General features: G+C 62.0%; 23 protein-coding genes. 18 read left to right on the forward strand and 5 right to left on the reverse strand.

The annotated features are described in order from the left end of the window. Positions 1 to 24: 24 nt before the first annotated feature. On the forward strand, positions 25 to 1,725 hold the full coding sequence (locus tag FH08_RS0142325; protein WP_031364159.1) for an isovaleryl-CoA dehydrogenase: 1,701 nt from the start codon (positions 25 to 27) through the stop codon (positions 1,723 to 1,725). 102 nt (positions 1,726 to 1,827) lie between these two features. On the opposite strand, the gene FH08_RS0142330 is transcribed toward FH08_RS0142325, so the two are convergent. From FH08_RS0142330 to fliE, 5 genes are all read right to left on the reverse strand, one after another. Further along, positions 1,828 to 2,163 carry an EscU/YscU/HrcU family type III secretion system export apparatus switch protein gene (locus tag FH08_RS0142330; RefSeq protein ID WP_235210680.1) on the reverse strand — a complete coding sequence of 112 codons (336 nt, stop codon included), beginning with the start codon at positions 2,161 to 2,163 and terminating at the stop codon, positions 1,828 to 1,830. 2 nt (positions 2,164 to 2,165) lie between these two features. After that, on the reverse strand, positions 2,166 to 3,521 hold the full coding sequence (locus FH08_RS0142335) for a flagellar hook-length control protein FliK (RefSeq protein WP_051888957.1): 1,356 nt from the start codon (positions 3,519 to 3,521) through the stop codon (positions 2,166 to 2,168). Between the two features lie 86 nt (positions 3,522 to 3,607). After that, entirely contained in the window at positions 3,608 to 3,940 is a 333-nt protein-coding gene (locus tag FH08_RS0142340) for a flagellar protein FliT (RefSeq protein ID WP_031364162.1), read from the reverse strand. A gap of 24 nt (positions 3,941 to 3,964) precedes the next feature. Then, complete coding sequence (fliS, locus tag FH08_RS0142345; RefSeq protein WP_031364163.1) at positions 3,965 to 4,378, reverse strand: flagellar export chaperone FliS; 414 nt, start codon at positions 4,376 to 4,378, stop codon at positions 3,965 to 3,967. A gap of 357 nt (positions 4,379 to 4,735) precedes the next feature. Further along, positions 4,736 to 5,086, reverse strand: a complete 351-nt coding sequence (gene fliE / locus FH08_RS0142350; RefSeq protein WP_031364164.1) for a flagellar hook-basal body complex protein FliE — start codon at positions 5,084 to 5,086, stop codon at positions 4,736 to 4,738. A 334-nt stretch (positions 5,087 to 5,420) separates the two neighbouring features. Here fliE and fliF point away from each other — a divergent pair, with 334 nt between their 5' ends. From fliF to FH08_RS0142435, 17 genes are all read left to right on the forward strand, one after another. Beyond that, on the forward strand, positions 5,421 to 7,205 hold the full coding sequence (gene fliF / locus FH08_RS0142355; protein ID WP_031364165.1) for a flagellar basal-body MS-ring/collar protein FliF: 1,785 nt from the start codon (positions 5,421 to 5,423) through the stop codon (positions 7,203 to 7,205). Beyond that, a complete protein-coding gene (gene fliG, locus FH08_RS0142360; RefSeq protein ID WP_031364166.1) occupies positions 7,195 to 8,190 on the forward strand; it encodes a flagellar motor switch protein FliG in 996 nt (331 codons plus the stop codon). The genes fliF and fliG overlap by 11 nt, the downstream gene beginning before the upstream one ends. After that, entirely contained in the window at positions 8,183 to 8,884 is a 702-nt protein-coding gene (fliH, locus tag FH08_RS0142365; RefSeq protein WP_051888958.1) for a flagellar assembly protein FliH, read from the forward strand. Before fliG ends, fliH begins: the two co-directional genes overlap by 8 nt. Beyond that, positions 8,878 to 10,428, forward strand: a complete 1,551-nt coding sequence (gene fliI / locus FH08_RS0142370) for a flagellar protein export ATPase FliI (RefSeq protein ID WP_268810846.1) — start codon at positions 8,878 to 8,880, stop codon at positions 10,426 to 10,428. Before fliH ends, fliI begins: the two co-directional genes overlap by 7 nt. A 24-nt stretch (positions 10,429 to 10,452) precedes the next feature. Further along, a complete protein-coding gene (gene fliJ, locus FH08_RS0142375; protein WP_031364169.1) occupies positions 10,453 to 10,902 on the forward strand; it encodes a flagellar export protein FliJ in 450 nt (149 codons plus the stop codon). Positions 10,903 to 10,947: 45 nt separating this feature from the next. Further along, entirely contained in the window at positions 10,948 to 12,507 is a 1,560-nt protein-coding gene (locus FH08_RS0142380; RefSeq protein ID WP_031364170.1) for a flagellar hook-length control protein FliK, read from the forward strand. 239 nt (positions 12,508 to 12,746) lie between these two features. Further along, positions 12,747 to 13,241: a flagellar basal body-associated protein FliL gene (gene fliL, locus FH08_RS0142385; protein WP_031364171.1), complete on the forward strand. Its 495-nt coding sequence runs from the start codon at positions 12,747 to 12,749 to the stop codon at positions 13,239 to 13,241. A 121-nt stretch (positions 13,242 to 13,362) separates the two neighbouring features. After that, positions 13,363 to 14,361, forward strand: a complete 999-nt coding sequence (gene fliM / locus FH08_RS0142390) for a flagellar motor switch protein FliM (RefSeq protein ID WP_031364172.1) — start codon at positions 13,363 to 13,365, stop codon at positions 14,359 to 14,361. Then, positions 14,354 to 14,791, forward strand: coding sequence for a flagellar motor switch protein FliN (gene fliN, locus FH08_RS0142395; RefSeq protein WP_031364173.1), 438 nt, complete (start codon positions 14,354 to 14,356; stop codon positions 14,789 to 14,791). The genes fliM and fliN overlap by 8 nt, the downstream gene beginning before the upstream one ends. Beyond that, positions 14,788 to 15,336: a flagellar biosynthetic protein FliO gene (gene fliO / locus FH08_RS0142400; RefSeq protein WP_031364174.1), complete on the forward strand. Its 549-nt coding sequence runs from the start codon at positions 14,788 to 14,790 to the stop codon at positions 15,334 to 15,336. Before fliN ends, fliO begins: the two co-directional genes overlap by 4 nt. After that, complete coding sequence (gene fliP / locus FH08_RS0142405) at positions 15,336 to 16,100, forward strand: flagellar type III secretion system pore protein FliP (protein WP_031364175.1); 765 nt, start codon at positions 15,336 to 15,338, stop codon at positions 16,098 to 16,100. The genes fliO and fliP overlap by 1 nt, the downstream gene beginning before the upstream one ends. A 19-nt stretch (positions 16,101 to 16,119) precedes the next feature. Then, entirely contained in the window at positions 16,120 to 16,389 is a 270-nt protein-coding gene (gene fliQ / locus FH08_RS0142410) for a flagellar biosynthesis protein FliQ (RefSeq protein ID WP_031364176.1), read from the forward strand. Between the two features lie 2 nt (positions 16,390 to 16,391). After that, positions 16,392 to 17,183, forward strand: a complete 792-nt coding sequence (gene fliR, locus FH08_RS0142415; protein WP_031364177.1) for a flagellar biosynthetic protein FliR — start codon at positions 16,392 to 16,394, stop codon at positions 17,181 to 17,183. A gap of 103 nt (positions 17,184 to 17,286) precedes the next feature. Beyond that, positions 17,287 to 18,741 (forward strand): DUF3375 domain-containing protein, encoded by a 1,455-nt coding sequence (locus tag FH08_RS0142420; protein WP_031364178.1) that lies wholly within the window; start codon positions 17,287 to 17,289, stop codon positions 18,739 to 18,741. A gap of 2 nt (positions 18,742 to 18,743) precedes the next feature. After that, positions 18,744 to 19,394: a DUF4194 domain-containing protein gene (locus FH08_RS0142425; protein ID WP_031364179.1), complete on the forward strand. Its 651-nt coding sequence runs from the start codon at positions 18,744 to 18,746 to the stop codon at positions 19,392 to 19,394. After that, on the forward strand, positions 19,387 to 22,761 hold the full coding sequence (locus FH08_RS0142430; protein WP_031364180.1) for an ATP-binding protein: 3,375 nt from the start codon (positions 19,387 to 19,389) through the stop codon (positions 22,759 to 22,761). Before FH08_RS0142425 ends, FH08_RS0142430 begins: the two co-directional genes overlap by 8 nt. Further along, positions 22,758 to 23,936 (forward strand): Wadjet anti-phage system protein JetD domain-containing protein, encoded by a 1,179-nt coding sequence (locus FH08_RS0142435; RefSeq protein WP_031364181.1) that lies wholly within the window; start codon positions 22,758 to 22,760, stop codon positions 23,934 to 23,936. The genes FH08_RS0142430 and FH08_RS0142435 overlap by 4 nt, the downstream gene beginning before the upstream one ends. The last annotated feature ends 26 nt before the right edge of the window (positions 23,937 to 23,962 follow it).

Here is a 23,962-nt window from a genome sequence, read left to right on the forward strand (position 1 = left end):
TGAACGCATGACGGAGGCAACGCGATGAGCTCATCCACCTACGGCCAAACGCACGAAGTCACGAACCAGGTGCCACCGCTCGAACGCTACAACGCGATGACCACCGACGCGTCTCTCGTGCCCGCGCTGGAACGCGAAGGCGCGGCGTGGCACCTCGACGCCCTCACCCGCGACGGCCTCGCGCTCACGCAACCCGACGTCCTCGCGCTCGCCGACCTGGCCAACCGGCATACGCCCGAACACCATCCGTTCAGCGCGCGCGGCGAGCGTATGGATGCAATCGAATTCCATCCGGCGTGGCACACGCTGCTTTCCATGCTGCGCGAGCAAGGCCTTCACTCGCTGCCGTTCGAAACCGCTACGCCGAAACCCGGTTCAATGGCAGCGCGCGCCGCCGGATATTTTCTTCACGCGCAACTGGAAAGCGGTTCGTTGTGCCCGCTGACCATGACTTTCGCCAGCATTCCCGTGCTGCAACAGGAACCCGCGCTGTACGCGAACTTGCGAGAGCAATTGCTCTCGCGCCGGCACGATCCACGCGATATCCCGCTCGGCGCCGGCAAGCAGTCGATGATGATCGGCATGGGCATGACCGAAAAACAGGGCGGCTCGGACGTGCGCAGCAACAAGACCCGTGCGGTGGCGACGGGCGCAGGCGGTCGGGGCGGCGAGTATCGGCTGATCGGCCATAAGTGGTTCTTCTCGGCGCCTCAATGTGACGCGCATCTCGTGCTGGCGCGCATGGGTGGAACCGACGAAAGCGACGACGGCAAAGGCCCGGTTTCCTGCTTCTACGTCCCGCGTTTCGCGCCGGATGGATCGAAGAACGCCGTGCAAATCCAGCAACTCAAGGACAAGCTCGGCAACCGCTCGAACGTCAGCAGCGAAGTCGAATTCCTCGATGCCTACGGCGTCATGATCGGCGACGAAGGGCGCGGCGTACCGACGATCATCGAAATGGCGAACTTCACGCGTCTCGATTGCGTGATCGGCAGCGCCGCGTTGATGCGCGCCGCGCTGATCCAGGCGATTCATCACGCGCGGCATCGGCGGGTCTTTGGCGCGAGGCTTATCGACCAGCCGTTGATGCGCAACGTCCTCACCGACCTTGCGCTGGAATCGGAAGCGGCCACCGTACTGTTTATGCGGCTCGCCGGCGCTTTCGAGAATTCAGCGAAGCCGGAGGAGCGGGCGTGGCGCCGTATCGTGACGCCGGCGGCGAAGTTCTGGGTCTGCAAGCGCGCGCTGGAATTTACCGGCGAGGCGATGGAGGTCTGGGGAGGAAACGGTTATGTCGAAACGGGGCCGATGGCGCGGTTTTATCGCGAGGCGCCGGTGAATTCGATCTGGGAGGGTTCGGGGAATGTGATGTGCCTCGACGTGCTGCGAGCGTTCGAGCGCGAACCCGATGCGGCCCGCGCGCTGTTCGATTCATGGCACGCGGTGGCGGGTGAACATCGTGTACTCGGCGATGCGCTGAAAACGCTGCAGGCCATGCTGACTGGTGACCCGGCTACGCGCGAAGCATCGGCGCGGGGGATCGTGCAGCAGTTGGTGCTGACCGCGCAAGCGGTTCTGCTCGCGCAGCACGCACCAGCGGACGTGGCGGCGGCGTTCATCGAAACCCGTCTCGGCGATGCCCGTGGTTCAGTCAATCGCGTATATGGAACGCTGCCGGCCACGTTCAATTTCAACGGAGTGATCGAGCGTGCGTTCGCGGGGTAGCGCGCAAAGGCATCGCCCGTCGAGCGCGTGTTTGCAGGGTAATTTGTTTGGGGACAGCGCGGGGTGGTTTCGGGGTAGCGCGAAAACGCAACGCCCGATGCCTCAAGTCGCGCGGCTGCGCCCCTTGCGCACTGGAATTGCCGGGTCGACTTCGGGCCGCGGCCCCACTTCCACCCCGTTCTCCAGCCGATACAACCATGCAAGAAGTTCTGCCACCGCCTGATAAAGCGCGGGCGGGATGCGCGAGTCCAGGTCGACCTGCATCAGCAGCGACACCATCTCCGGCGACTCATGCACGTATAGCCCCGCGTCTTTTGCGCGCTGCACGATCATTTCCGCGACCAACCCGTAGCCCTTCGCGACCACGCGCGGCGCCGCATCGGCATTTTTGGTGTCGTAGGTAAGCGCGGTCGCCTGCTTGCGTGAATCGTTGCGCAGACTCACGTGTCGCTCCCAGCCGATGGCGGAGTCGACAAAGCTGCGCTCGCGGCATTGATGACATCGCGGAAATGGGGAAACGCCGGATCAGCGGCCAGGTCGGCCAGCGCATCGCGGGCGTGCACCGTCAACCCGGCGAGCTGCAATCCCGCGGCGTCGAGTTGTTGCCGGAAATGATCGCCATCGGCGGCAAGACGGGCCGCGCCGCCCTCGCTCGCATTCAGCCGCACCACCAGTTGCTGGCCAGTGAGCACCAGGTCCGCGTCCACATTGCCGAGCGTGGGCAAGCTCAGCGTGACACGCGTGTGCCAGGCGCGATCCGTATCGGCCGAACTGGTTCCCGCGCCGCCATCCTGAAACGCATCGCGTCCATAAGGAGCGCGGTTTTGAGGCTGGATTTCCCAATCGAACTTCGCGCCCGGCCACGCTTCGCCGGACCAGCGAAACTGGTCGGAGGCGAGTACGTCGAGCTGCTGGCGGACCAACGGAATAGTCGATGGATGAATACCGGCGGCCACCGCTGCCTGCACGGCCGAATCCTGCAGATGCGCGGCCGAAGGCGGCGCGAGCGTTGCCGGTGTCCCGGCCCCCTGCGCCGTCGATGAAAACACGCTTGCCGGCATTGCGCGCACCGATGCCGCCATCGCCGCCGCCTGCTGCGGCGTTTGCGGCGTCGGCACGGGACGCATTGGATTGGGCGCGTCGGGGGTATCGGCTGCGGCGAAAGTCGGTGGAAGCAGCGTTTCGTCGATGGCGGCTTCGGGCCCGGCTTCCGCCGCAGCCGGGAAGGAATCCGACAGCAATCCATCCGCCAATTTGTCCACCCGCGCCTGCGGCTCATTTCCCAGCGACGCAAGCGAACGCTGTCCGCCCAGCCAGAGCGCGATATGGTTTTCGTAGAAAAGGCCGCTGTCCGCGACGGTCCGAGCCAGCATGGCCGCCAGTACGGGCGCGGGCAAAGGCGGCGCAGGCGGATTGACCGCGCTCGCGGCATTCGCCGAACTGGAGGAAAACAACGACCCGGACAGGCTCTCGAACGCGCTGGCAGCCAGGATCAGGCGCGGCGCGGTCGGCCACAACGGCGAGCTGCCGAGCAAAGCGGGCGTCGCGCTGCCGCCGAACCGTGAAATGATGTCGAGCGTGCGCGCGATCTCGCTCAGCGCGGTCTGCGTCGACGGGCCTGGCGCGGCATACGCGTTGATAACGGCCGCGGGCGTGGCGACCCTCGGGGTATCGACAGAAAGTTGCGAGGCATTGGCTTGAGGCGCGGTCGAACTGGTCTGCGTATTGAGCGCGGACAACAGCATGTCAGTGCGGCTGGCAAGCAGCGCAGCGACGGCGGAGTCCAGTCCAGTCATGCCAATATCCTCGGGTCAGCAGTTCAGCCGAAAGGCCGGCCACCGGTTTTAACGAGCTGCAAACGCAACAACCACATCAACCGCGTCTAGCGAAACCCGATCATCTTCTTCAAAACTCGCACTGGCCTGTTCACCGTGAATAGCGCTGCGGACAAACGCGCGAGGCTGGGGGTGCTGAGGTCGCGTATGGCAGCGTCGTCGGCCAGAATCCGGCGCACCAGTTCGAGCTTGCGGGCACGCGCGGAGTCGTCCAGTTCGGAACGGGGATCGACTTCTCTCAAGCCGTCGACCAAATCCCGGTATGCGCCCTGCATAGTCTTCAGTTCACCCCACTCTCCACTGCGTGCTGCGGCCAGCATGCACGAAGAAAGTGCGGCAATCGCTTCATAATGAGCGAAATATTCGTGTGTGGTTTTCATTATGTGCAAGCAAGTTTCGCGGCTTCACGCCGCAGCCATTTTTGCTGCATCGGGTGCAATCGCCATCCAGGCTTCCTCCAGGGTCGCCAGCAGGCCATCGATCTCCACCAGCACTTCTTCGCTCTGACGCACGTTCGCTTCAAGCAGCCGGTGCGCCATGTAGGTGTACAGCGCGTCCAGGCGTGCCGCGATATCGCCGCCAATGTCCTTGTTCAGCGACTGCTGCAAACCGCTTTCAATGATGCTGATCGCTTTCGAGATCGCCTCGCCGCGTGCCGGGATATTGCCCTTCTGCAGGTGCATCCGCGCCTGGGCAATCGCCTGTCGCGCGCCCTGATACAACATGGCGACCAGCCTGTGCGGGCTCGCGCCCATTACCCCTGTCTGAACGCCGACGCGCGCATAGGCGTTGGCCCCACCGTGTGCCTGGGAAAACATCCGACCCTCTCCTGTGTCGACCAGAGTTGGCGCTTTAGCGCCTTACTCTGGTCCCATGCCGTTGTCCGCGATCGACCAGAGTTGGTGCAAAGCTCCTTACTCTGGTCGCATGTTTCCGTCGCTTCATGGGCGTTCGCGCGAAGGCGCTGCACACCAGCCTACCTAGTGACGAAAACCCTGATGAACCGGTGCCGATAAACGGGTTAGGACCCTTCTATTTGTCTGACCGTTTATCGTGCTGCTATCCGGGTTATCGGAGAAAGCGGCAAAAGCTTTAGGCGTGCTTTGCGTCACAGCGAATTCCAGGAAGGGAAATAGTCGGCAGGTCGATGAGGCGGAAAACCGGCGGCACAGTGTTCAGACCGAGATATTCATGATGTCGTTGTAGGCCGAAACGAGCTTGTTGCGGACCTGCAAACCGAACTGGAAGCCAACGTTCGCCTTTTGCATGTCAACCATCACATCGTTCAGCGAAACGTTTGGCGCGCCTACTTCAAACGCGTGCGCCTGGGTGATCGCGTTGTTCTGGCTGCTGCTGATACTGTCGAGAGACGACTTCAGCGCGTCGGCGAAACTGCCGGCGCTCGCTGCACCCGATTCGGGCACGACGCTGCCGCCGGCGACGTTGCCGGCGCCGCCCGCAGCCTGTGTCGACATGGCCTGCATTTGCTGAAGCGCCGAACTCAACGGGCTGATGGGAGCATTCATGGTGTCTCCAGAAGGAACGGAAAGGAACTGAAAATCGGCGGCAACATATGGATGACGGTACTTCTGGGACAATTCGAACCGGGGCCTGTCCCGGGCCTCAGGCCGGCGTCTGCGCCGGAGCCTGGGCGGTTCGCCATATGGCTTGACCGATTAGGAAAAAGTCTAGCAGCAGCGCCATTTCCCAAAGCGGGGAAAGGGAACCAAATCTCGCTTCTGTTCGCTGAATCGACTTACCTCTCCTTACGGATAATTCCTCTCATGAAACTGCCTGCAGCGCGCACGGTCATCGCCGCCACGCCTCGCAGAAAACGCAAGACTCGGAGAGTTTCGAAGCATGGATTCCACAACCAACCTGATCAACCCGGACGCCCGCATGGGTCTGACCGGCGCGCAGCCGGGCGCGGCCGGGTCGATCACCGCAGGAACGGGCGGAGCCGGCTACGCGGGCGGCGCGGACTTCAGCGGCGCTAACGGCTTCGGTCCGCGCATGCCGATGCTCAACCAGTTCCGCAACAACCCGCGCATGCCGCTGATCATTGCTGTCGCTATCCTGGCCGTGGTGGTCGCGGGCCTGGTGATGTGGTCGCGCCAGCCGGATTACCGGGTGTTGTTCAGCAACCTCTCCGACCGCGACGGCGGTGCGATCGTCGCGGCGCTCCAGCAAGGCAATATTCCCTACAAGATTGCCGAATCGGGCGGCGCGATCCTGGTTCCCAGCGACGCGGTGCACGAAACCCGCCTGCGCCTGGCGTCGCAGGGTTTGCCGAAGAACGGCTCGGTCGGCTTCGAATTGATGGATAACCAGAAGTTCGGCATCAGCCAGTTCGCCGAGCAGGTCAACTATCAGCGCGCGCTGGAAGGCGAGCTGGAAAAAACCATCGCGTCGATCTCCTCGGTGCGCGAAGCCCGTGTCCATCTCGCCATTCCGAAGCCCACCGTGTTCGTGCGGGAAAAGGAACTGCCGACCGCGTCGGTCATGCTGAATCTCTACCCCGGCCGCGCGCTGGACGAGGGTCAGATCATCGCGATCCAGCACATGGTGTCTTCCGGCGTGCCGGATATGCCCGTGAAGAACGTGACGATCGTCGATCAGGACGGCAACCTCCTCACGCAGCAAAGCTCGGCGAACGGGCTTGACGCGTCGCAGCTCAAATATGTGCAGCAGATCGAGCACAACACGCAGGGACGCATCGACGCCATCCTCGCGCCGCTGTTCGGCGCCGGCAACGCGCATTCGCAGGTGAGCGCGGATATCGACTTCTCGAAGCTCGAGCAAACCGCCGAAAGTTACGGCCCGAACGCTAATCCGCAAAACACGGCGATCCGCAGCCAGCAATCGAGCCTTTCGAATGACAGCGGCGGCGCAAACGCGGGCGGCGTGCCGGGCGCACTGTCGAACCAGCCGCCGGCCGCGTCGTCCGCGCCTGTCGACGCACCCGCGAGCGGCGCCGACGGTGGAAAAACCGCGCCGGTCAGCATGCGCAAGGACACCACGACCAATTACGAAGTGGACCGCACCGTGCGTCACTACGAGCAGCCGATGGGCGGCATCAAGCGCCTGTCCGTCGCCGTGGTGGTGAACTACCTGAGGCAGGTCGACGCCAAGGGCAAGGTCACCATGCTGCCGCTGCCCGCCGACAAGCTCGAGCAGGTGCAGCAACTGGTCAAAGACGCGATGGGCTACGACGAAAAGCGTGGCGATTCGGTGAACGTGGTCAACAGCACCTTCCTGGTGGATTCGACCGTAATTCCCGACGTGCCGTGGTGGCGCACCCCGGACATGATCGCGCGCGCGATCCAGCTCGCAAAGTACGCGGGGATTGGAGCGGTGGCGTTGTTCCTGTATTTCAGCATGGTGAAGCCGGCGCTGCGCCGCGCCTTCCCGCCGCCTCCGGAGCCGGCAGCGCTGGCCGCGCCGGATGACCTGTCGCTGCTCGACGGGCCGTCCATGCCGAAATCGCAGGTGGAAGAAGAAAAGGATGCCGAGGTAAGTTTGCTCGGTCATGAAAGCAACAAGGCCAAGTTCGAACGCAATCTCGACTACGCGCGCATGGTTGCGCGCCAGGACCCGAGAATCGTCGCGACGGTCGTCAAGAACTGGGTGTCCGATGAACGCTGAAGGCCTCAATAAAGCCGCGCTCCTGCTGATGTCGATTGGTGAATCGGAAGCGGCGGAAGTGTTCAAGTACCTTGGCCCGCGCGAGGTGCAGAAGATCGGCGCGACCATGGCGACGTTGAAAAACGTGACGCGCGAACAACTCGATAACGTGATGACCGAGTTCGTCAACGAAGCCGAGCAGCACACCGCGCTGTCGCTCGATTCGAGCGAATATATCCGCGCTGTGCTGACCAAGGCGCTCGGCGAAAACAAGGCGGGCGCGCTGATCGACCGGATCCTGCAGGGCAGCGATACCAGCGGTATCGAAGGCCTGAAGTGGATGGATTCGGCCGCCGTCGCCGAACTGATCAAGAACGAGCATCCGCAGATCATTGCGACGATCCTGGTTCACTTGGACCGCGATCAGGCGTCCGAAATCGTGGCGCTGATGACAGAACGCTTACGCAACGACGTGCTGCTGCGCATTGCCACGCTCGACGGTATCCAGCCGGCCGCGCTGCGTGAACTCGACGACGTGCTCACCACCCTCCTCTCCGGCAGCGACAACCTGAAGCGCGCACCGATGGGCGGCATCCGCACGGCGGCGGAAATCCTCAACTTCATGTCGACGGCGCACGAGGAATCCGTGATCGAAAACGTGAAGGAATTCGATGCGGAACTCGCGCAGAAGATCATCGATCAAATGTTTGTGTTCGAGAATCTGCTCGAACTTGAAGACCGCGCAATCCAGTTGCTGCTGAAAGAAGTGGAATCCGAAACGCTGATCGTCTCGCTGAAAGGCGCGCAACCGCCTTTGCGGCAAAAGTTCCTGTCGAACATGTCGCAGCGCGCCGCCGAACTGCTGGCCGAAGATCTCGACTCGCGCGGCCCGGTGCGGCTCTCGGAAGTCGAGGCGCAGCAGCGCAAGATCCTGCAGGTCGTGCGCAACCTGGCCGAATCGGGTCAGATCCAGTTAGGCGGCAAGGCCGAGGACGCGTATGTCTGACGCTGCCGAAGCCGCCAAGAAGGCTCACGCTATCGATGCGGCCAAAAAGGCACGCATGTCCGCTTATCAGCGCTGGGAGATGGCGTCGTTCGATCCGGTTCCGGTCGATCGCAGCGCCGCCGATCAAGCCGCGCTGGAAAAGCACTTGCGCCGTGTTCGCGATGAAGCGCACGCGCAGGGGTTGGCATCGGGCCATGTGGCGGGTCAGGCAATGGGCTACAAGGCCGGTTACGACCAGGGTTACGAACAAGCAGTGGAAGAAGGCCGCCGCCAAGCGCGGGCGGAAGCAGCGCGGCTCGTACAAATGGCCGATACTTTCAAGATTGCGCTGCAAGCCGCGGACGCAGTCGTTGCCGAGGCGCTGACGGCGCTGGCGCTGGACATCGCGCAGCAAGTGGTTTCGCAGCATCTGACACTCGATCCGACCGCCGTGCTGGCCGTTGCGCGCTCGGTGATCGCGGCTGAGCCGGCGTTGGCCGGAGCGCCGTATCTGACCGTGAATCCGGCGGATCTGCCGATTGTCGAAGCGTATTTGCTGGAAGAACTCCAGGCGGCGGGATGGTCGGTCAGGACCGACCCGGATATTGAGCGCGGCGGTTGCCGGGCGCACGCGGCAAGCGGTGAAATCGATGCAACCAATGTCACGCGCTGGGAGCGCGTGGCGGCGGCGCTCGGGAGGTCACAACCGTGGTGAACCTAGCCCATGTCAATGCAAGCCCTGCGCGCCGCGTTACGCAGGAAGGCTTGAGCGAGCTCGAACAGGAACTGGCGCGCGCGTCGTTCGGTCCGCTCGCGGCGGACGACGACGTTGAACCGACGATCGAAGAAATCGCGGCCCAGACCATTGTCGATCTCGCCGACATGGCGAACAACCCGTATCTGGATGGCTGGCGCGCGCAGCTCGAAGCGAGCAAGGCGCGCAGCCAGATATCGAAACCGTTGCGTGCGTGCGGGCGTCTCACGCGTGCAGCCGGCCTGGTGCTCGAAGCCGTCGGATTGAAGCTGGGCGTGGGCTCGGAATGCATGATCGAGTTGCCGGCCGGCAGTTCGATTCCCATGGCCGAAGCCGAAGTCGTCGGTTTCTCCGGCGACAAGCTGTTCCTCATGCCGACCACCGAAGTCTCCGGCCTGTTGCCCGGCGCGCGCGTGTATCCGCTGGAAAGCGCGCCGATCAACGACCCGATGGCCGGCGCCAAGCGTCTGCCGGTCGGCTGGGAAATGCTCGGCCGCGTGGTCGATGCGTCGGGCAAGCCGCTCGATGGGCTTGGGCCCCTTGGCTCGAAGATCGATGCGCCGCTGACCGCGCCGACCATCAACCCGCTCAATCGCGAACCCATTCACAAGGTGCTCGACGTCGGCGTGCGCGCGATCAATGCGTTGCTGACCGTGGGACGCGGCCAGCGCATGGGCCTGTTCGCGGGTTCGGGCGTGGGCAAGTCCGTGCTGCTCGGCACCATGGCGCGTTATACGAGCGCCGAAGTGATCGTGATCGGGCTGATTGGCGAACGGGGCCGCGAGGTGAAGGAATTCATCGAGCAGATTCTTGGCGAGGACGGGCTTGCGCGCTCGGTCGTGGTGGCGGCGCCGGCTGATGTGTCACCTATTTTGCGGATGCAGGGCGCGAGTTACGCGACCTCGCTGGCCGAATATTTCCGGGATCAGGGCAAACACGTACTGCTGCTGATGGATTCGCTCACGCGCTATGCCATGGCACAGCGCGAGATTGCGCTCGCGATCGGCGAACCCCCCGCCACCAAAGGCTATCCGCCCTCCGTGTTCGCCAAATTGCCGGCGCTGGTCGAGCGGACCGGGAACGGCCGGGAGGGAGCCGGATCGATCACGGCGTTTTATACGGTCTTGACTGAAGGGGACGATCAGCAGGATCCTATCGCCGACTCAGCACGGGCCATTCTCGACGGCCATATTGTGTTGTCGCGTTCGTTGGCCGAAGCGGGGCATTATCCCGCCATCGATATTGAAGCGTCCATCAGCCGGGCAATGACAGCGCTGATCGACGACAAGCACCTGGACCGGGTGCGTTTGTTCAAGCAGATGTTGTCGCGCTACCAGCGCAATCGCGATTTGATCAATGTCGGGGCGTATTCCACGGGGCGGGATGCGTTACTCGATCGGGCGATTGCGCTGTACCCGCGGATTGAAGCGTTTTTGCAGCAAGGATTTCGTGAGCAGGCCATGTTTGAACCCAGCCTGGCTCAACTCGATGCTTTATTCGAATAGAGATAATTTAGGAATCTGACGTCCATGTCCAAGCATCTGCCGATCACTACCCTGATCAACCTCGCGGAAGAAGAACTGGAGGCTGCCACGAAAAAGCTTGGCAAGCTCCAGCAAGAGCGCGACGAGGTGGAAGGGCAGTTGAATTCGCTGGTCACGTATCGCGATGAATATCACGCGCGTTTTACGGCGTCGGCGCAGGAAGGCACGACCGCGCAGACGCTGCGTAATTTCCAGGCATTCGTCGATACCCTCGATTCCGCCATCAATCAGCAGCGCAAGTTGCTTGTGGGCGCGAACCACCGGCTGGAAGCGGCCAAGCCGGAATGGCAGCAGCGCAAGCAGAAGCTGGGTTCTTACGAAGTGCTGGCTGCGCGCGGCGACGCAGTGCGGGCGAAGCAGGAATCGCGAATCGAACAACGTGATTCCGATGAGCACGCTTCCAAGATGTTGCGGATGCGCGCCGAAAAGGCATGATTTTTATAGCGATGTTTATCTTGCACAAGATGCGAGGGCTCCTGCATGTCCACCGTTAATACTTCCAGCACGATGCTTAGCTTGAGCGCTGCCCAATCGCGGAACGCGGCGGCAACGTCGGCGAGCGATGACGCGGCGGCATCGTTTGTTTCAACGCTGCACAACATAACCACCAAGGCTAACGAGGAAGCGGCGGCTCAGGCGCGGGTGCAAGCGCAGGCGCAGGCGGCGAAAGCTGCAGCGGCGGCATCGGCGGCGAGGGGCGGCGTTCACGACGCAGCCAAGCCCGACGATGCTTCAACTGCACAGGCTAAAGCAGCGGCGGATCAGGCCGACAGCGCGGACCAGGCTGCGGCGGCAGATCAGACGCAGGGGGCGGGTTCGAGCGCTTCGACGTCGTCGGATTCTTCGACGTCATCGACCTCGTCCGCTTCATCGGCTTCATCCGCGGCCGATCAAACGCAGGCCGCGACCGCATCCGCGGCTGCGGCAAACGCGACGGCTTCGGCTCAGACCGATTCCGATGCAGCGAAGACGCAGCCCGAAGCCACAGCGGCGGCGGCAGCAGCGACGGCGGCTGCGACCGTAGCGGCCATGTTGAAGGCACGCGGCGGTGCGGCCGCCGATCCGGCCACGGCTTCGACTGATCCGGCTACGGCCGCGATGGATGCGCAAGCGGCGAGTGCGACGTCTTCCACGCAGTCGAAGGACAAGCCGAGCGACGCCAAGACCGCGGATGATGCGCTTCAGGCTGCGCTCGCGCAGTTGGCGAATACGCAGGGTGCTGCAACGCCATCGCCCGATGCAGCGGCAGCGGCGGCCGCAGCCGCGGCGAATGGTGCGATTGCGGCCAACGCTGCGAATGCGAACGCGGGCGGCAAGGGCGGTGGTTCGAGGCAGTCGGGCCGGGCGATATCGCTCACGGCGTCCTCGGGCGATGCGGCGAGCCGGCCATCAACGACGCAGCAAGCCGGCGCGACATCGGCTACGCAACAAGCCGAGGCAACGGCGCTGGCTTCCGCAACGCCTGCCGATGATGGCAGTGCTGCCTACAAAGCGACTGCTGACGCTGCGGCACATTCGGCTTCCATGCAGGCAGCGTCGGCGAGCGCGGGCAGCGCTCCCGTGCAGAGCGCTGCGACGGCTGCTGGCAGCGCGGCTATTGCGCCGCATGTCGGGGCGAGTGGATGGGACGAGGCGTTTAGCCAGAAGGTGGTGTTTCTGTCGAATGGTCATCAACAGAGTGCTGAATTGACGTTGAATCCGAAGGATCTGGGGCCGTTGCAGGTGGTCTTGCAGGTCACGGACAACCACGCGCACGCGTTGTTTGTTTCGACGCATGCGCAGGTTCGGGCGGCGGTCGAGGCGGCGTTACCGACTTTGCGTGAAGCGATGCAGGCGAGCGGAATTGGATTGGGCAGCGCGAGCGTAAGCGATGGGTTCGTGGGTCAGCAGTCGAGCCAGCAGAATGGCGGAGCGTCATCGAATGCGGGGCGAGGCGGGCGGGGCTTGGGCGGAGTGGACGACGGCGGAAGCGCGGACACACTGAGCTCGATCAGCATCCCGATGCGCAAACAGGTGGGATTGGTCGATACGTTTGCTTGATTTAGCGTAAGCAGCCAATACCAAAGAAGCCGCGTTCCCGAAAGGGGCGCGGCTTTTTTGTCGTGGTGCTTTTCTACCGCCCTTGGCTCGGCGTTGTTTGCTCCGATCGCAACCAGCCCCTTCCACCAACCCCCGCAAACGGCTAACTCACGAGTAAGCCCCAATTCCCCCCTCTATTCCCCTCATCGCAACCCTCCGAAATCGCCAACAATTCAGGCTACAGAAAGAGGTCCGCAACCATGGCAAGCACCACCGCAACTCAACAACCCATCGTCACCGCGAAGAGCGGCAAGATGAAGCGCATCCTGCTGATCACAGTGGGCATTATCGTTTTGCTGGGCGCCGGCGGGGCTGGTGCTTACTACTACTTCCTGCAGAAGCCCCCTGTGGGTGCGGTGAAGAAGGCTGCACCCGCCGCGCCGCCGGTGTTCTTCCCGCTGGAGTCGATGACGGTCAATCTCCAGTCCGACGACGCCATGCATTACTTGCGTATCGGCTTGACGCTGAAGCTGCCGGACCAGAAGGCGCAAGCCGCGTTGACCGAACGCATGCCGGAAGTACGCAGCCACATCCTGATGTTGTTGTCGGCGAAGCGGCCGGACGATCTGGCGGGCATCGACGGCAAGCGTGAGCTTGCGAAGGAACTGCTGGAGACGGTCCAAAAGACCGGAGGTGCGCCTGGCGATCCGGCGCAGGTCCAGGAAGTGTTGTTCACGGAATTCGTCGTTCAATAATCCGCGCGACAACCCTCGCCTTCAGCCGCTTTAGCAAAAGCAAACGCTAACGCGCGCGCTAACTGTAAGAAGCACGACAGCCAGGCATCAAGCAACCGCGCACAGGAACCAAGGAACACTCATGGGCCACGAAGAGTTCATGTCGCAGGAGGAGGTGGATGCCCTGCTCAAGGGCGTCACCGGGGAAGTCGACGCAGTCGCCGACGAAACACGCTTCCATGGCGTGCGCCCCTACAACCTCGCGACGCAGGAACGCATCGTCCGGGGCCGGATGCCGGGCCTGGAAATCATCAACGACCGCTTCGCGCGCCTCTTGCGCGTGGGCATCTTCAACTTCATGCGGCGCTCGGCGGAAATCTCCGTCGGTCCGGTGAAGGTGCAGAAGTACAGCGAATTCACCCGCAACCTGCCGATCCCGACGAACCTGAACCTCGTCCACGTGAAGCCGTTGCGCGGCACCTCACTGTTCGTGTTCGACCCGAACCTCGTCTTCTTTGTCGTCGATAACCTCTTCGGCGGCGACGGCCGTTTCCACACGCGCGTTGAAGGCCGCGAGTTCACGCAGACCGAGCAACGCATCATCAGCAAGCTGCTGAACCTCGTGTTCGAACACTACGCGGCATCGTGGAAAAGCGTGCGGACGCTTAACTTCGAATACGTGCGCTCGGAAATGCACACGCAGTTCGCCAACGTGGCCACGCCGAACGAGATTGTGATCGTCACGCAGTTTTCCATCGAATTCGGATCGACCGGCGGCACGCTGCATATCTGCATGCCGTATTCGATGATCGAACCGATCCGCGACATCCTCTCCTCGCCGATTCAAGGCGAAGCGCTGGAAGTGGATCGCCGCTGGATCCGGGTGCTGTCGCAACAAGTGCAGGCGGCCGAAGTGGAACTCACGGTGGATCTGGCGGAGATCGGCACGACCTTCGAAAAGATTCTCAACATGCGGGCAGGCGATGTCCTGCCGATCAACGTGCCCGAAGTCGTCACGGCAAAAGTGGACGGCGTGCCAGTGATGGAATGCGGCTACGGAATTTTCAATGGTCAATACGCGTTGCGCGTCCAGAAGATGATCAGCGCAACCGACACGATGAAGGAAGGTGGATATGAGTGACGTAACTGAACCGGGCACGCTGCCGTCCGATCCGCTCAAGGGCGAGGACTTCGGCATGGACGACTGGGCGAGCGCGCTGGCTGAGCAGAACGGCAATGAAACGCCGGCGGCGGCTTCATCGGCGGGATTGTTCCAGCCTTTGTCGAAAGTCGAGGCGCCCACGACGCGCAATGACATCGACATGATTCTCGACATCCCCGTGCAGATGACGGTGGAACTCGGGCGGACCAAGATCGCGATCCGCAACCTGCTGCAACTGGCGCAGGGATCGGTGGTGGAACTCGACGGCCTGGCCGGCGAACCGATGGACGTGCTGGTCAACGGCTGCCTGATTGCGCAGGGCGAAGTCGTGGTGGTCAACGACAAGTTCGGTATCCGTCTCACCGACATCATCACGCCGTCCGAACGCATCAGGAAGTTGAATCGATGAAACGCTTTGCCGCCGCGCCGGCCGCATTGGCCTTGGCAGCGCTTGCCATGACGCTTAGCGCCCACACAGCTCACGCCGCCGACATGAACGCCGTCAATCACGCGGCGCAGATTGCATCGGGCGTTGGGGCCGGCACAGCCGTGCCGTCGCTCGGCGTGGGCGCGGTGCTGCAGACGCTGCTCGGACTGGCGATCGTGATCGCGTTCGTGTTCGGCTGCGCGTGGCTTGCACGCAAGTTCGGCGTTGCCGGTACGAAACGCACGGGGCTGGTGAAGGTGATTGGCGGAGCGTCGCTTGGCAACAAGGAGCGCGTCTCGGTGGTGGAGATCGGCGATACGTGGCTCGTGCTCGGCGCGGCGCCCGGCAATGTGCGGCTGCTGCACACCATGCCGGCGGGATCGGCGGAACTCAAGCTCGACGGCACGCAAGCAGGCGTCTCCCCTGAAGGGCAGGCGCTGCAAGGCAGTTTCGGTCAACGTTTTCGCGATGCCCTCGCCGGCGAAGCGACCAAACGTCTGCAAAAATTCGCAGGCGGGAGCAAGTGATGCGGTTTAAGTTTCTAGCACGCTGTGTGGGATTGGCGGTACCCGTGGTCATGCTGGCCCTCCCCTACACCGCTTTCGCCCAAAGCACAGCAGGACTTCCGGCGTTCAACACGAGCGCTGGTCCGAACGGCGGCACGACATATTCGCTCAGCGTCCAGACGATGCTGCTGCTTACCATGCTGTCGTTCCTGCCGGCCATGCTGCTGATGATGACGGGCTTCACGCGCATCATCATTGTGTTGTCGCTGTTGCGGCAGGCGCTGGGCACGACCAGCACGCCGCCTAATCAGGTACTCGTCGGACTCGCTCTGTTTCTCACGCTGTTCGTGATGTCGCCGGTCCTCGACCGCGCTTACGTGGACGCATACAAGCCTTTCTCCGACGGCACGATCACGATGGACCAGGCCATGACGCGCGGCGTCGCGCCGTTCAAGCAATTCATGCTGCGCCAGACCCGCGAAGCCGATCTCGCGCTGTTCGCCCGGATCGCAAAAGCGCCGCCGATGAACGGTCCCGAAGACGTGCCGCTCTCGCTGCTTGTGCCGTCGTTTGTGACGAGCGAGCTCAAGACCGGCTTCCAGATCGGCTTCACCATCTTCATCCCGTTTCTCATCATCGACATGGTGGTGGCGAGCGTGCTGATGTCGATGGGGATGATGATGGTGTCACCCACCACCATTTCGCTGCCGTTCAAGCTGATGTTGTTCGTGCTGGTGGACGGCTGGCAGTTGCTGATCGGCTCGCTCGCGCAGAGCTTCGTTTAATAGCGTCAGGAATCAAACGATGACACCCGAATCCGTCATGTCGATAGCGCACCAGGCCATGTACGTGGCGCTGTTGCTCGCGGCTCCCTTGCTGTTGGTCGCGCTCGTGGTTGGCCTGGTCGTGAGCCTGTTCCAGGCCGCGACCCAGATCAACGAAAGCACGCTTTCGTTCATTCCGAAATTGCTCGCGGTAGCGCTTACGCTCGTGATCGCTGGACCGTGGATGATGGAAACGCTGCTCGATTACATGCGCCACGTTTTCACCATCACACCCGCCATCACCGGCTAACGATGTTCTCCGTCACTTACGCGCAGCTCAATGTCTGGCTGACGTCGTTCCTCTGGCCGTTCACGCGCATCCTCGCGCTGATCGCAACGGCGCCATTGCTGAGCCATCAGGCTATTCCAATTCGCGTCAAGGTCGCGATCGCGGCGTTCATGGCGCTGATCGTGGCGCCGACTATCGGCGCGGTGCCGCAAGTGACCGTGTTTTCCGCCGATGGCGTGATGATCATCATCAACCAGTTCCTGGTCGGCGCGGCGCTCGGCATGACGATGCAGATTGCGTTCGCTACCATCGACGCCGCGGGCGAGTTTATCGGCATGCAAATGGGCCTTGGTTTTGCGATGCTTTACGACCCGCGCGCCGGTGGGAATTCGGTGGTGATATCGCGGTACCTGAACACGATCGCCATGCTCGCGTTCCTTGTGTTCGATGGCCACCTGCAAATGATCAGCGCGCTCGTGCAGACGTTTCAGAGCGTGCCGGTGAGCGCAAACGTGCTGGGTTCAGCCACGTTCGCGCGCGGGTGGCAGACGCTTGCCACGTACGGTATGAGCGTGTTTTCGACGGGTTTGCTGCTGTCGCTGCCGGTGGTCACCGCGTTGCTGATCGCCAACCTCGCGCTGGGCATCCTGAATCGCGCGGCGCCCCAGATCGGGATTTTCCAGGTGGGCTTTCCGGTCACCATGCTGGTCGGATTCCTGCTCATCCAGTTGATGATCCCCAACATGATCCCGTTCTTCCAGCGCATTTTCGATAGCGGTATCGACCAGATGGGGCGCGTGGCGGCTGCGCTTTAGATTCTCCTCGACACGTAACAAATCAACCTCACGCGCTTGGCGGCTCCGCCGCGCGGCTATCATTCCATTTATTTCCCTTGGCCGACGGTCACGTGCTTCGCCCATGAACCTCGACTATTTCACCCTCGATCAGTTGCGCCAGAACCATCCGGCGTGGCGCCTCCTGCGATCCGATCACTCTCCCCTCGTCGCAAGCTTCCTGCAACGGACCTTCATCGCGCCCAACGTGCGGGTGATGTCACAGGCCGATCTAGCCGAGGCGCTGGAGGATGAATTGTTCGGTCTGCGCGAACAGTTGGGGTCCGCAGCCTTCCCGAAAACGGCGCAGGGTTACCTGGACGACTGGGCCGCCAACGACAAAGGCTGGCTGCGCAAGTTCTATCCTCAGGGTTCGGACGAACCTCACTTCGATCTAACCCCTGCCACTGAGAAAGCCATCGCGTGGTTGGGGACGCTGGTTGAACGCAGCTTTGTCGGCACCGAGTCCCGGCTGCTCACCCTCTTCGAATTGCTCAAACAAATGAGCGAAGGAAGTGAAAGCGACCCGCAGGCCCGGATCGCGGAGTTGCAGAAACGGCGCGACGACATCGACGCGGAAATCGCCCGGGCGCTGACAGGCGATATAGCGCTCCTCGATGACACCGAGCTGAAAGACCGGTTCCAGCAATTCATCGCGTTAGCGCGGGAACTCTTGACCGACTTTCGTGAGGTGGAGCAGAATTTTCGGGGCCTGGACCGGCGCGTGCGCGAACGTGTTGCGTTGTGGGACGGCGCCAAAGGTGCGCTGCTGGAGGAAATCCTTGGCGAGCGCGACGCCATTTCCGACTCCGATCAGGGGCGAAGTTTTCGCGCCTTTTGGGATTTCCTGATGTCTAGCAGCAGGCAGGAAGAGTTGTCGATGCTGCTAGAACGCGTGCTGGCGCTGCCGCCTGTCGCGGAACTTAAGCCGGACGGCCGCACTCGCCGGGTTCACTACGATTGGCTGGAAGCCGGTGAGCATACACAGCGAACCGTGGCCGCGCTTTCGCAGCAGTTGCGACGGTTCCTCGACGATCAGGCGTGGCTGGAAAATCGCCGCATCATGGACATCCTGCGCGACGTGGAGATGCATGCATTGGCTGTGCGCGAGCAGCCGCCACCCGGTCAGATAATGAGCATCGCCGACACGGCGGCAGACATTGAGTTACCTATGGAAAGGCCACTGCACGTCCCGTCTTTCAAACCACGCTTGGCCGATATTGCACTCGAAGCCGGTGACGCCGACGTGGATGCGGGCGCGCTCTATTCGCAGGTCGTGATCGATCGCGAAAGGCTTGCGTGGCACATCCGTCATGTCCTGCAGGATCGCGCTCAAGTGACGTTGCGGGAGCTATGTGACATGCAACCGCTTGAGCACGGTTTGGCGGAACTGGTGGCCTACCTGCAACTCGGCAGCGACTCATTTACGACGGTGGTGGATGAACAAGCGGTCGATATTGTGACCTGGCAAGGCAAGGGGCCAAGCGGCGGGCAACAAACGCGGCAAGCCAGCTTTCCGCGTGTCATTTTTGTGAGGTAAGGATGCCGGATCAAGCTTTAGACGCAGCAACAACCGCTGCAGCCGATCTCTCCAGCGTGGTTATTCCGCTGCTCAAAGGAGTCTGCTACAGCGAGAGCGATCCCGTTCTCTGGCAAGCGTTGCTCGAGCTGCAGGCCCGCGTGCGCGACTATGTTTCGGTACTGGGCCTCGCGCTGGTGCTCGACGAATCGGAGGGGTACGCTTTTTTGCGCGCGCGTCCGGAGGAAGACGGGACAGACGACGCCCCCAAACTGCCGCGTCTCGTCGCACGGCGGCCGCTGTCGTTCCCGGTCAGCCTGCTGCTCGCGTTGCTCAGAAAAAAGCTCGCCGAATCTGACGCTGGCGGTGCGGATACTCGCCTTATCCTCACGCGCGAACAGATCACTGAACTGATGCGGGTATTTCTGCCCGCCGGCAGCAACGAAGCGAAAGTGGTCGATCAGATCGAGACGCATATCAACAAAATCGTCGAGCTGGGATTTCTGCGACGGCTCAAACCTGCGGCAGGTAAACAGGAAGGTCCGCCTGCGTTCGAGGTGCAGCGCATCCTGAAAGCGTTCGTGGACGCTCAGTGGCTTGCCGATTTCGATGCGAGGCTCGCCGCCTACCGCGCTCAGCTCGTTGGTTCAGCGGAGGCAGACGCCCATGACTGACATGCAGCTGCCAGGGCTCGACTTCGTAGCCGACGACGCGCTGTCGGGTTTCCGCCTTCAGCGCCTGGAGGTCTACAACTGGGGCACCTTCGACGCTCGCGTATGGGTGCTTAATCCACACGGCGAGAACGCGCTGCTGACGGGTGATATCGGCTCGGGTAAATCGACGCTGGTCGACGCCGTCACCACGCTGCTCGTCCCGGCGCATCGCATTGCCTACAACAAGGCAGCGGGCGCGGACAATAAGGAAAGGTCGCTTCGTTCGTACGTACTCGGTCACTACAAATCAGAACGCAATGAGGTAAGCGGCAACGCCAAACCTGTCGCCCTGCGGGATCACAACAACTACTCCGTCATCCTGGGCACCTTTCATAACGCCGGCTATGACCAGACCATCACGCTCGCCCAGGTCTTCTGGATGAAGGAGCCACACGGCCAGCCCGCAAGGCTTTTCGTGGGCGCCGAGCGCGCATTGTCGATAGCCGCGGACTTCGCGAACTTCGGCACGGATATCACGGCATTACGCAAGAAGCTGCGCGGCCTCGGAACAGAAGTATTCGACAGTTTTCCCCCGTACGGCGCGTGGTTCCGCCGCCGCTTCGGGATTGAAAATGAACAGGCGCTGGAACTGTTCCATCAGACCGTATCGATGAAGTCCGTGGGGAACCTCACTGACTTCGTGCGCAGCCATATGCTCGAGCCCTTCGAGGTCGCACCGCGCATTGCCGCGTTGATTGCCCATTTCGACGACCTGAACCGCGCGCACGAAGCGGTGCTCAAAGCCAAGCGGCAAATGGACCGCCTCACGCCACTCACCGACGACTGCGAGCGATACGCCAAGCTGCTGCTTCAGGTGGAAGGACTTCGCGCATGCCGTGAAGCGCTCCGCTACTACGCCGCAGGCCTGAAACTTGGCTTGCTCGATAAGCGCATCGCGGGGCTGACCGCGGACTGGGAAAGGCAAGACGGCCAGATCAGGCGCCTCGAAGCCTTGCGTGACAACCAGCGCGTGGAAGAGAGCGAACTCAAGCGCAACATCGCCGAGAACGGCGGCGACCGCCTGGAGCGGCTTGACGCCGAAATACGCAAGAAGGACCTCGATTGCGAAAACCGCAAACGCAAGGCGGAGCATCACGCCGGGCTGGTGCGTGCCGTCGGTGAACATCCCGCTGAAGACGAAGCTGCGTTCCAGACGCTGCGCCAACGCCTGTCCGCCATGTCCGAGTCAGCTCAGGAAGCGGACGTCCGCTATCAGAACGATCTGACCGAGCACGGCGTCAGCCTGCGCCAGGGAAAACTGGAGCACGACGCGTTGTCGGCGGAAATCGACAGCCTGAAAAGCCGCCGAAGCAACATTCCCGCCGAACAAGTCGCCATGCGCGTGGCATTGTGCAAGGCGCTCGATCTGCCTGAGGCGGCGCTCTCGTTCGCTGGCGAACTGCTCCAGGTCCGCGAAGACGAGCGCGATTGGGAAGGCGCCGCCGAACGGCTGTTGCGCAGCTTCGGCCTGTCATTGCTGGTCCCTGACACGCATTACGCGGCGGTCGTGGAATGGGTCGACAGAACACACCTCCGGGGACGACTTGTGTTCTTCCGGATCCGGTCCGGCATGCGGGGCGAGCTGCCCGCTCTGCAGGCCGATTCCCTCGCCCGGAAGCTGGCGATCAAGCCCGATTCGCCCTTCTATGACTGGCTTGAGCGCGAGGTCGCACACCGCTTCAACGTGGTTTGCTGCAGCACCCAGGAACAGTTCCGCCGTGAAACGCGGGCAATCACGCGCGCGGGCCAGATCAAGGCGCCGGGTGAACGTCACGAAAAGGACGACCGTCATCGTCTGGATGATCGCAGCCGATATGTACTGGGATGGACCAACGAAGCCAAGATCGCGGCCCTTGAAGTCAAAGCCCGGCAGTTGGCCGCTCAACTGAGCGAGCTGGGCGGTCTTGTCGCCAAAATCCTGGCTGATCAAAAAGCTTGCAAACTTCGGCTGACTGTACTTTCCAAGCTGGAGGAGCATGCCGACTTCAGTGATCTCGACTGGAATTCGCTCGCGGTGGAAGTCGCTCGATTGCGCGATGAAAAGCAGCGGCTCGAGTCGGCCTCAGACATGCTCGCGCAACTGACTGCGCGGTTGGGTGAAATCAGCGCCGCGCTGAAGAGCACAGAAGATCAGCTCGACGAGCACAAGGATTCGCGCTCCCGAACGGGGGAAAAGCAAAGCATCGCGGAAGAATTGCGTACGCAGACCCGCGCCATCCTCGATGACCCCGGCTACGAAAGCCACACGGCTTATTTCGAGCAACTGGAATCGACCTGGCACGAAGTGCTTGGCAAACATCAACTCACGGTGGAATCCTGCGATAACCGCGAAAGCGACCTGCGCGGATTTCTTCAGACCAGCATCGACGCCGAAGACAAGAAAGTCTCGCGCCAGCGAGACAAGATCATCGACGCAATGAGCGCCTATAACCTCGCATTCCCGCTGGAAACGCAGGAAGTGGACGTTGCCATTGAATCGGCGGGTGAATACCGAACGATGCTGGATAAGCTGAAGGGCGATGATTTGCCGCGGTTCGAAAGTCGCTTCAAAGATTTGCTGAACGAAAATACGATTCGGGAGGTGGCCAACTTCCAGTCACAGCTGGCGCGAGAGCGCGAGACGATCAAGGAACGCATCACGCGCATCAACGAGTCGCTCACGCAGATCGACTACAACACGGGGCGCTATATCGTGCTCGAAGCGTTGGCAACGCCCGACGCGGATATTCGCGACTTTCAAACCGAGTTACGTTCTTGCACCGAAGGCACGCTGACGGGTTCCGACGACGCCCAATATTCGGAGGCCAAGTTTCTGCAGGTCAAGCGGATCATCGAGCGCTTTCGGGGACGCGAGGGTCTGGGTGAACAGGATCGCCGCTGGACCACCAAGGTCACCGACGTACGCAGTTGGTTCGTATTCGCCGCCAGCGAACGTTGGCGCGAGGACGATACTGAACATGAGCATTACTCGGATTCCGGCGGCAAGTCGGGCGGCCAGAAAGAGAAGCTCGCCTACACCATTCTCGCGGCTAGCCTCGCTTACCAATTTGGCCTTGAATGGGGCGCGGTGCGCTCCCGCTCGTTTCGCTTCGTGGTGATCGACGAAGCGTTCGGCCGTGGCTCCGACGAGTCCGCGCAATACGGCCTGCGCCTGTTTGCGCAGCTCAACTTGCAACTGCTGATCGTGACCCCTTTGCAGAAGATCCACATCATCGAACCCTTCGTCGCGAGCGTGGGTTTCGTCGACAACAAGGAAGGGCGCGAGTCGAGGTTGCGCAATCTGTCGATCGAAGAGTATCGCGAGGAAAAAGCAAGGAAGAGCCCATGAGCTGGACCACGCCAGCCGATCTGCGCAAGCAGGTCATGCGGCTTTGGGAACGGGGAGAATTGCTTGGCAGCCTGGCGACGGGCGAAGCGCTTTTTCCCAGGCGTCTCACGCTCAAGGGACCGTCGTCGGCCGAGATAGCAGATCGATTCGATGACATCCGGCAATGGATCGTCGAGCTTCGCGCGATGACCCACTGCCGCGTTGAGATGAGAGAGTTCAGGCATCGGGTCTTCGGCGCCAATGCTTTGCCCGACGCGGTATGGCTCGATTCGCTCGAGTACGCGGTGGCCTTTATCGGCAAGCAACGGGAAACCGCCCGCTTCGCAGCGTTGCTGGAAATGACGCGCACGCGGGAGGCGCGCCTCGTGGCGTGGCTGGCCGAGCGGCCGCTGCGCGCGCTCGAGCTTGCCGATGTGTGGGGCAGGCTGCTGGATATCTGTGACTGGTTCCAGGCTCATCCGCGTCCCGACGTCTATCTCCGGCAGGTAGACATCCCGGCTGTTCATAGCAAGTTCATCGAGGGTCATCGCGGCGTGCTGGCGGAGCTGCTCGATCGCGTGTTGAGCCCGGAGGCGATCGACCCCTCTCGCTCCGGCGTGAATCAGTTCGCCAGCCGTTTTGGCTTGCGCGACAAGCCGTTGCGCATCCGCTTTCGCATGCTCGACGCGGACAAGGCCTTGTTTCGGACCACGCACGCCACGCAAGACATTACGCTCGATGCCGCGAGCTTTGTCGAACTCAACCCCGATGTTGGCCGCGTTTTCATCACCGAAAACGAGATCAACTTCCTGGCTTTTCCGCCGGTCAAAGACAGCATGGTCATCTTCGGCGCGGGATATGGCTTCGAGATGCTGGCCAACGCGCGATGGCTTACACGTCGCCGGATTTATTATTGGGGCGATATCGACACCCACGGCTTCGCGATCCTCGATCAACTGCGCAGCCGGTTCGACCACGCCGAGTCGTTTCTGATGGACCGCGAAACGTTGCTGGCATTTGCGTCGCAATGGGATCGCGAGGAACAGCAAACCCTGCGCGATCTGCCAAGACTCAACGAGCAAGAGCAGGCCCTGTTCAACGACTTGCGAGATAACCGGCTGCGTAAAAACCTGCGTCTCGAGCAGGAGAGGATTGGCTTCGGCTGGGTCGAGGCGGCATTGGCTGCGCTAGCGTAGCCCGAGATGTCCGCGCAGCGTTGCCC

The sequence above is a fragment of the Caballeronia sordidicola genome (genome assembly GCF_000729995.1).
Taxonomy (GTDB): Bacteria; Pseudomonadota; Gammaproteobacteria; order Burkholderiales; family Burkholderiaceae; genus Caballeronia; species Caballeronia sordidicola_A.